This window comes from Hydrogenophaga sp. 70-12 (assembly GCF_001897365.1).
Taxonomy (GTDB): domain Bacteria; phylum Pseudomonadota; class Gammaproteobacteria; order Burkholderiales; family Burkholderiaceae_C; genus Hydrogenophaga; species Hydrogenophaga borbori.
In genome coordinates, this window is sequence record NZ_MKSS01000270.1 from 1 (window position 1) to 8,890 (window position 8,890).

At 70.0% G+C, this 8,890-nt stretch carries 8 protein-coding genes; 2 read left to right on the forward strand and 6 right to left on the reverse strand.

The window, feature by feature from the left end:
- Positions 1-40 precede the first annotated feature (40 nt).
- Positions 41-577, forward strand: coding sequence for a hypothetical protein (locus BGO22_RS14925; protein ID WP_070400137.1), 537 nt, complete (start codon positions 41-43; stop codon positions 575-577).
- Positions 578-662: 85 nt separating this feature from the next.
- Here the strand turns inward: BGO22_RS14925 and BGO22_RS14930 are convergent, their stop codons facing one another.
- From BGO22_RS14930 to BGO22_RS14945, 4 genes are all read right to left on the reverse strand, one after another.
- Complete coding sequence (locus BGO22_RS14930; RefSeq protein ID WP_070400138.1) at positions 663-2,519, reverse strand: phosphoenolpyruvate carboxykinase (GTP); 1,857 nt, start codon at positions 2,517-2,519, stop codon at positions 663-665.
- A gap of 348 nt (positions 2,520-2,867) precedes the next feature.
- On the reverse strand, positions 2,868-3,008 hold the full coding sequence (locus tag BGO22_RS14935; protein WP_175442869.1) for a hypothetical protein: 141 nt from the start codon (positions 3,006-3,008) through the stop codon (positions 2,868-2,870).
- A 69-nt stretch (positions 3,009-3,077) separates the two neighbouring features.
- Entirely contained in the window at positions 3,078-3,482 is a 405-nt protein-coding gene (locus BGO22_RS14940; RefSeq protein ID WP_204743824.1) for a PaaI family thioesterase, read from the reverse strand.
- Positions 3,483-3,529: 47 nt separating this feature from the next.
- Positions 3,530-4,729: a threonine ammonia-lyase gene (locus BGO22_RS14945; RefSeq protein ID WP_070400140.1), complete on the reverse strand. Its 1,200-nt coding sequence runs from the start codon at positions 4,727-4,729 to the stop codon at positions 3,530-3,532.
- 268 nt (positions 4,730-4,997) lie between these two features.
- On the opposite strand from BGO22_RS14945, the gene BGO22_RS14950 reads away from it, so the two are divergent.
- A complete protein-coding gene (locus tag BGO22_RS14950) occupies positions 4,998-7,265 on the forward strand; it encodes an ATP-binding protein (protein WP_419880087.1) in 2,268 nt (755 codons plus the stop codon).
- Between the two features lie 87 nt (positions 7,266-7,352).
- On the opposite strand, the gene BGO22_RS14955 is transcribed toward BGO22_RS14950, so the two are convergent.
- Together BGO22_RS14955 and BGO22_RS14960 are read right to left on the reverse strand one after the other, a co-directional pair.
- On the reverse strand, positions 7,353-7,697 hold the full coding sequence (locus BGO22_RS14955) for a hypothetical protein (RefSeq protein WP_070400141.1): 345 nt from the start codon (positions 7,695-7,697) through the stop codon (positions 7,353-7,355).
- 178 nt (positions 7,698-7,875) lie between these two features.
- A partial coding sequence (locus BGO22_RS14960; protein ID WP_286851510.1) for a RecQ family ATP-dependent DNA helicase occupies positions 7,876-8,890 on the reverse strand: 1,015 nt, incomplete at its 5' end.

The window sequence follows — 8,890 nt, forward strand, 5'->3', positions numbered from 1 at the left end:
GTTCGTTTCGTCCACAAGACGTGGTTTTCAGGAGTTCGCCATGAGCACCGTTCTCACCGCCCCCTCGCTGTCCGCTGCCCTGCGCGCAGACACCCCCACCGCCGCCCCCGCGTCCGAAGGCGCCCGCGGCCTGAGCGCCCTGCTGCTCGCCGCCGCCATCGCCACGCTGATCGTCGTGGCCGACCAACTGATCGACACCTGGGCCGACGGCCACCTGATGCTGGCCTGGGTGCTGCTCTGGGCCCTGGTCTTCGCCGGCCTGGCCCTGTTCGCCGACAGCGCCCGCCGCGTGGCGCGCCGTGCTGTGGCCGCGCTCGACGACTGGTCGCGTTCGCTGGCCGAGGCCCGCGCCGACATGCGCCTGTGGGAAATGGCCCGCCACGACCCGCGCCTGATGAGAGACCTGATGGCCGCCCGCGACCGCGCCGAGCAGGAGCCGACCGCCACTGACTTCGTCGAAGCGCTCGCTCCCCTGGGCCTGCCGGAAACCGCCAAGGCCGCCGCGGCGCCGCAGGCCAGCTACTGGGAGCGCCTGGCCGCCAGCCGCGCCCGCTACGCCAAGCTGCACTTCATCTGAGCTGTCACGCGCCCAGCAAAAAGCCACCCCGCGGGGTGGCTTTTTCTTTGTGGCCGATCGGATGGTCGATCGGCCGGGATGGCGCTCAGGCCGCCAGGCGTTGCTCGATGCGCGCCTTGGTGTCCGTCAGCTCGCGCGGCAGGTGGTAGGCCAGCTGCTGGAAGAGCTCATCGTGCAGCTTGAGTTCTTGCACCCAGGCGGCCTTGTCGATGGCGGTGACGGTGCGGTACTGCTCGGCGCTGAAGTCCAGGCCGTTCCAGTGCAGGTCCTCGTAGCGCGGCGAGACGCCGAAGGCGTGCTCCACGCCCTGGCCCTGGCCTTCCAGGCGGTCGATCATCCACTTGAGCACGCGCATGTTCTCGCCGAAGCCCGGCCAGACGAACTTGCCGTTCTCGTCCTTGCGGAACCAGTTGACGCAGAAGATGCCCGGCAGCTGGGCGCCCCGGGCTTGCAGCTGCGCGCCCAGGTTCAGCCAGTGCTGGAAGTAGTCGCTCATGTTGTAGCCGGTGAAGGGCAGCATGGCGAAGGGGTCGCGGCGCACCACACCCTGCGCGCCGAAGGCCGCGGCGGTGGTCTCCGAGCCCATGGTGGCGGCCATGTAGACGCCTTCCGTCCAGTCGCGCGCCTGCGTCACCAGCGGCACCGTGGTGCTGCGGCGGCCGCCGAAGATGAAGGCGTCGATGGCCACGCCCTTGGGGTCGTCCCAGGCGGCGTCCAGCGCGGGGTTGTTGGTGGCGGCCACGGTGAAGCGCGCGTTCGGGTGGGCGGCCTTGGCGCCGGTTTCCTTGGCGGTCTGCGGCGTCCAGTCCTTGCCCTGCCAGTCGATGGCGTGCTCGGGCGCCGGGCCCATGCCTTCCCACCACACGTCGCCGTCGTCGGTGAGCGCCACGTTGGTGAAGATCACGTCCTTGTTCAGGCTGGCCATGCAGTTGGGGTTGGTGGCCGTGTTGGTGCCGGGGGCGACGCCGAAATAGCCCGCCTCGGGGTTGATGGCATAGAGGCGGCCATCCGCGCCGGGCTTGATCCAGGCGATGTCGTCGCCGATGGTGGTGACGGTCCAGCCCTCGAAGCCCTTGGGCGGGATCAGCATGGCGAAGTTGGTCTTGCCGCAGGCGCTGGGGAAGGCGGCCGCCACGTGGTATTTCTTGCCCTGCGGGTTGGTCACGCCCAGGATCAGCATGTGCTCGGCCAGCCAGCCCTGCTGGCGGCCCATGGTCGAGGCGATGCGCAGCGCGAAGCACTTCTTGCCCAGCAGCGCGTTGCCGCCGTAGCCGGAGCCATAGCTCCAGATCTCGCGCGTTTCGGGGTAGTGGACGATGTACTTGACGGTGGGGTTGCAGGGCCAGGACGTGTGGTCCTTCTCGCCGGCCTTGAGCGGCGCGCCCACGGTGTGCACGCAGGGCACGAAGTCGCCGTCGGTGCCCAGCACATCGAACACGGCCTTGCCCATGCGGGTCATGAGCTTCATGTTCACGGCCACGTAAGCGCTGTCGGACAGCTCCACGCCGATGTGGGCGATCGGGCTGCCCAGCGGGCCCATGCTGAAGGGCACCACGTACATGGTGCGCCCGCGCATGCAGCCGTCGAACAGCGGCTGCAGGGTGGCGCGCATCTCGGCCGGGGCTTTCCAGTTGTTGGTGGGGCCGGCGTCTTCCTGGCGCTCGCTGCAGATGAAGGTGCGGTCTTCCACGCGCGCCACGTCCGAGGGATCAGAGCACGCCAGGTAGCTGTTCGGGCGCTTGGCCGGGTTCAGCCGCTTGAAGGTACCGGCGTCCACCAGGCCCTGGCACAGGCGGTTGTATTCCTCGTCACTGCCGTCGCACCAGACGATGGTGTCCGGCTTGCACAGGGCGGCCATGTCGGCGACCCAGGCGATCAGGCGGGCGTGTTTGACGTAGGAGGGGGTGTTGAGGGCCAGGCCCTGCATCACGGGAGAGTTCATCGAGTGACTCCAGAGTTTGATAACCGGCGGTCGCCCAAGACGGGGACAGCCGCGGGCAGCGGCTGTCGGCGTGGGGATCTGGGCGAGCAAATTCGGGTCGACTGCGCCGGCTGCCCATCGGTGGATGGCGGCAGCCCGGGCGGCCAGCGGGGCGGTGGCCTCGCGGGGAGGGGCGTCAATCGACGACTGGGTCGATTTTAGGATTTACCCCTCAGGGTTACTAACGGGTTACATGCAAAACCCGCATGACGTGATGCAATTGACGGCGTTTTCGGCGGACCCAGGCGCCGGCGCCCACAAAAAAGCCGGCCCCCCGTGGCGGGCCGGCCCGGTGCCCGACAGGCGGTTTCAGGCCATGAACACGGCGATGAAGGCCAGCAGGAACATCAGCACGCCGCCAGCGAGGGGCAGCACGATGGGCATCAGCGGGGTGATGGCCTCGACCACGTCGTCGGTGTGCTCGGGGGTGTGGTGTTCTTGGTGGGCCATGAAACGCTCCGGTCTGGTCTCTAAAACACGCGATTTTAGGCCAAGAGGGCCCTTGCCCCCCGGCAGACCCTACAGCAGCGCGTAGGTGGTCGTGGCACGGCACACGCTCTTGCCGTCGGCGGCGCCGCGGATGTCGATCTCGCCGAAGGCCAGGCTCTTGCCGGCGCGGATCACGCGCGCCTCGACCAGGGCGTCCTGCCCCGACAGGGGCTTGAGGAAGCTGGTGTTCATCTGCACCGTGGTGCAGGGCCGGAACTCGCCGAACTGGCGGATCAGCGCCAGCACCATGGCGGTGTCGGCGGCGGCCATCATGGCCTGGCCGCAGAGCATGCCGCCCACGCGGCTGAGCTGGTCGCTCTGCGGCAGGCGCAGGGTGACGGCGCCTTCGGCGCTGCCGTGGACCACCAGGCCCAGGGCCTGGACCCAGGGGGCGAAGTACTCGGCCAGGGCGGCCTGCAGGGTGCTGTTGTCCATGGCGCGCGATTATGCGGAGGCGCGCCCGGCGCCGGACGTCGCGCGCTTTACTGCTCGTGGGCGCCGAAGCCGGCGGCGTTGAGCGCGTCGATCACCTGATTCACGTGCTCGCGCCCGCGCGTCTGCAGCACCAGTTCGATCTCCACGTTCTGGGCCGCCAGCAGGGTGAAGGCGCGCTGGTGGTGCACCTCGTCGATGTTGGCGCCCGCTTCGGCCACCAGGGCCGTGATGCGGGCCAGGTTGCCGGGCACGTCGCGCGCGTTCACGGCGATGCGCGCCAGCCGGCCGGCGCGCACCATGCCACGCTCGATGATGGAGGCCAGCAGCATCGGGTCGATGTTGCCGCCGCTGAGCACCAGGCCCACGCGGCGCCCCGCGAAGCGCTGGGGGTGCTTGAGCAGGGCCGCCAGGCCGGCGGCGCCCGCGCCCTCCACCAGGGTTTTTTCGATCTCCAGCAGCATCACGATGGCCTGCTCGATGTCGCCTTCGTCGACCAGCAGCAGGTCGTCCACGCGCTCGCGCACCAGGGGCAGGTTGATCTCGCCGGGGGTGCCCACCGCGATGCCTTCGGCGATGGTGCTGCTGCCCTGCGGGTGCCGCGTGCCCTTGATGGCGTTGACCATGGCCGGGAAGCGCTCGGTCTGCACGCCGATCACCTCGATGCCCGGCTTCAGCGCCTTGGCTGCGGTGGCGATGCCGCCGATGAGCCCGCCGCCGCCGACCGCCACCACCAGGGTGTCGAGCTCGGGCACGTCGGCCAGCATCTCCAGCCCCACCGTGCCCTGGCCGGCGGCGATGGCCTCGTCGTCGTAGGGGTGCACGAACACCAGGCCCTGCTGCTCGGCCAGGTGGCGCGCGTGGGCGCGGGCTTCGTCAAGGGTGTCGCCGTGCAGCACCACCTCGGCGCCGAAGCCGCGCGTGCGCTCGATCTTCACGCCGGGCGTGAAGCGCGGCATGACGATGACCGCGCGCAGTCCCAGGCGCTGCGCGTGGTAGGCCACGCCCTGGGCGTGGTTGCCCGCGCTCATGGCGATCACGCCGCGCGCGGATTCCTCGGGCGTGAGCTGCGCGAGCTTGTTGCACGCACCGCGCTCCTTGAACGAGGCCGTGTACTGCAGGTTCTCGAACTTCAGGAACACCTGGCAGCCCGTCAGCTGGGACAGCGTGCGCGATTCCACGCAGGGCGTGCGCAGGACCTGGCCGTCGAGGCGGGCCGCCGCGGCGCGGATGTCATCTATTTGCAGCATCCGGCGATTGTGGCGCCGCCGCGTGGGAAAAGCCCCGGAACGCCCGTCATCGCGCCCTTCCATCGCGCATCAAGCTGCGTTATGGTCCGCCGCACAGGGGCCCGGCACCGTGGCGCCCCGTCACGCTGGAGGTTGTCGCAGGAGCCTGCGCATGAGCAAACGGCAGTTGTCACCCGGTCCCGCGGTCCGCTCGCCCGAGGCGCGCGCCTTGGGTGAAGGGCGCCTTCACGTGCCGCACGGCCTCAAGCAGGCGCCCGTGCTCGACCTCATGTGCTCGCACTTCGTGCTGACGCTGGCGGCGCGCCAAGGGCCGCGCTTCAACGTGCGGCGCGACCTGAACACCCTGCTCTCGCTGGCCGGGCGCCACCTGGTGTGGCCGCACACCGTGCTGCAGCGCCTGCGCGAGTTCCTGCAGCGGCGCTGCCGCGACAACGAGCTCTGGGCCGGCCACGACAGGCTCTCCACGGCCGCCTTCATGGACCGCTACGGCGTCTGGCGCGGCCCGTACGAGGAAGGCACCCTGTTCTTCTACCTGGACGAATACGCCAAGGAAGCGCCCAAGGACCTGCTCTCGGTGCTGGCCGTCACCGGCGACTGGCTGAGCCAGGCGCTCAAGAAGCAGAGCACCCTGGTGGAGAAGAACATCGACGCCCTGGCCGGGCTGCTGCAGCTCAACCGCGCCGAGCGCGCCCTGCTGCTGTACGGCACGCTGGCGCGCTACCAGCGCGACCTGCGCTCCATCCTGGTCGAGTTCAAGGTGAACAACGCGCCCGAGGCCTACGCCGCCATCGCCGACGTGGCCGGCGTCAAGGCCAGCGAAGTGGGCGAGGCCCTGCGCGCGGGCTCGCGGCTCGAGCGCATCGGCATGGTCGAGAACCTCATCTCCGAGCACAACATCACCGACCTCGCCGACCTGATGAAGGTCAGCGAGAAGCTGCCGCCCGTGCTGATGCGCGAATACCGCTCGCAGAGCGAGCTCATGGCGGTGTTCACGCGCCCGGCGGCGCGTTCCACGCTGGCACCCGCCGACTTCGACTACGTGTCCGACGACGTGCGCCTGCTCAGCGGCCTGCTGCGCGAGGCCGTGGCGCGCAAGGAGGCCGGCGTCAACGTGCTGCTCTACGGTCCGCCGGGCACCGGCAAGACCGAACTGGCGCGCGTGGTGGCCAAGGCCGCCGGCCTGGAGCTGTTCGAGGTCGAGTACGCCGACCGCGACGGCAACGCGCTCTCGGGCCGCGACCGCTACCGCTCGCTGCAGATCGCCCAGGTGTTCCTCAAGGGCACGGCGCAGTCGGCGCTGCTGTTCGACGAGGTGGAAGACGTGTTCCCGCCGATCTCCAGCGAGGCCGCGCAGTTCATGGCGCGCGCCGAGCACGTGGCCGCGCCGCACAGCCATTCGGTCAGCGGCAAGGCCTGGGTGAACCAGGTGCTGGAGTCGAACGCCGTGCCCACGCTGTGGATCACCAACCGCATCGAGCAGATCGACCCGGCCTTCCGCCGCCGCTTCGCCTACCACCTGGAACTCAAGAGCCCGCCGCCCGGCGCACGCGAGCAGTTGGTGCGCAAGACGCTGGAAGGCGCGGCCGTGAGCGAGGCCCTGGTGGGCCGCCTGACCGAACGCAAGGGCCTGACGCCGGCGCAGATCCGAACGGCGGTGCGTTTCGCCGAACTGGCGGCCGCGCCGGCGCGCGCCACTGGCCGCAAGGCCGCCGCGCGCCTGGGGCCGCCGCCCCTGCTGGACGAACTGATCGAACGCCAGCTGCGCCACGCCGACCAGGCCCTGGGCCGCGCGCCCGACGTGCTGCAGCGCCCCAGCGTCACGCAGTACAGCCTGGACATGCTGCACGTGGAGTCGCGCCACCCCATCCCGCGCATCATCGATGCGCTCAAGGCGCGCGGCCACGGCTGCCTGTGCTTCCACGGCGCGCCCGGCACCGGCAAGACGGCGCTGGCCGAGCACATCGCCCAGCAGCTCGGCCGCCCCCTGATGGTCCGGCGTGCGAGCGACCTGGTGAGCAAGTTCGTGGGCGAGACCGAACAGCACATGGCCGCCATGTTCCGCGAGGCCGAGGCCGAGCACGCGGTGCTGCTGCTCGACGAGGCCGACAGCTTCCTGCAGGACCGCCGCGGCGCGCAGCGCACCTACGAGGTGACCGAGGTCAACGAGATGCTGCAGGGCATGGAGCGCTTCGCGGGCATCTTCGTCTGCACCACCAACCTGATGGACAGCATCGACCAGGCCGCGCTGCGCCGCTTCACCTTCAAGATCCGCTTCAAGCCGCTCACGCGCGCGCAGCGCGAGACCATGTTCGTGGTCGAGGCCCTGGGTGGCCAGGGTGAGCGCCTGGACGACGGCCTGCGCCAGCGCCTGGCGCGCCTGGAGCAGCTCTGCCCTGGCGACTTCGCCGCCGTCAAGCGCCAGGCCGAGATCCTGGGCGCCGCCATGGAGCCGGCCGAATTCCTGGACCAGCTCGAGGCCGAGCACCGCATCAAGCCCGAGGTGCGCGAGGCGCGCGGCATGGGTTTCGTGCACTGAAGTTCTCTCGCCCCAAACAAAAGGCCACCCGAAGGTGGCCTTTTGTTTCGCGTGCCCGGGGTCACCCCAGGGGCGCGGCGGCAGAGGTCAGTGCAACAGGCCCATGGGGCGGCTCGGCACCTCGTCCGCCGAGTAGTCGGGGTGGTTGTCCACGAAGTAGCGCAGCTTGGCGTCCAGGCGGCCCACGCGCTTGTTGGCCTCGCCCTCGTGGTGGTGCTTGCAGATCAGGTTGAACAGCTTGCCGCGCAGGAACCACAAGTCGCGCGGGGTGCGGCAGTTCATCAGGGCGGCGTGCAGGCGCACGCGCAGGGGGTCCTGGATGTCGGCCATGGCCGAGTGGAATTCATCGACGACATAGTCCAGGTCCAGGGCCAGGGTGTCGTGGTAGCTGGGGGCCCTTCGCTTGGACAGCCAGGGCAGGCGGAAAAACATGACGCGCTCCGTGCAATCGATTCGTTGAGACCGTGGAGCGGAGGCCGCCCCTTGCATGGAACATCGGCATGAGGGCCGTCGGCTTGAGCGGCGCATCACGTGCGACAGACGGTTGGCCGACGGGCGGTCGGCACTGTCACCCGATGGTTTTCGGCTGGGGCCCGCAGGACTTGAGGGCTCAGAGAAAAGCACTCACCACCTGGATGACCGCGTCGCCGTACGCCGCGCGCTTTTTGAGGCCGATGCCGCTGATGCCGTCCAGGTCGGTCACGTCGATGGGCCGGCGCTGGGCGATGGCGCGCAGGGTCGCGTCGTGAAAAATCACATACGCGGGCAGGTTGTGCTCCTTGGCCACGCCGGCGCGCCAGGCCTTGAGCGCCTCCAGGCAGTCGCGCTCGGCCAGGCTCAGCGGCGTGCCGTCGTCGCCCACCGGCGGTTTGGCGCGCGCGCTGCGCGAGCGCGAGGGCGCGCGTTCAGCCTGGATGCGCAGGCGCACCTCGCCCTCGCCCTTGAGGATGGCGCGCGCGCCGTCGGCCAGGTGCAGGGTGTTATAGGGCGCGTCGTCCACCCGCACCGCCTCGATGGCGATCAGCTGGCGCAGCAGCGCGCGCCACTGCGTCTCGCTCCAGTCGGCGCCGATGCCGAAGGTGCTGAGCCGCTGATGGCCGTTGGCCTCGACCTTCTCGGTGGCCTTGCCGCGCAGGATGTCCATGATGTGGCCCGCGCCATAGCCGTGGCCGCTGGCCTGCTGCACGCGGTAGATGCACGACAGCAGCTTGCGCGCGGGCTCGGTGGCATCGAACAGCTCGGGCGGGTTGAGGCAGTTGTCGCAATTGCCACACATGACCCCCCACGCTGCGCCGCTGCGCGGGTCGCTGCCCCCCCGATGGGGAGGCGTTTCGCCTGGGGGCGGCCCGGCGGCGAAACCGGCGTGCGGTCCTTGGTAGGTCTCGCCAAAGTAGGCGAGCAGGCGCACGCGGCGGCAGTCGCTGGCCTCGGCCAGGGCGAGCAGGGCGTCGAGCTTGCCGCGCAGCACCTGCTTGAATTCGTCGGGCGCCGGGCTGTCGTCGATCATGCGGCGCTGGTTCACCACGTCCTGCAGGCCATAGGCCATCCAGGCGTTGGCGGGTTCGCCGTCGCGGCCCGCGCGGCCGGTCTCCTGGTAGTAGCCCTCGATGTTCTTGGGCATGTCC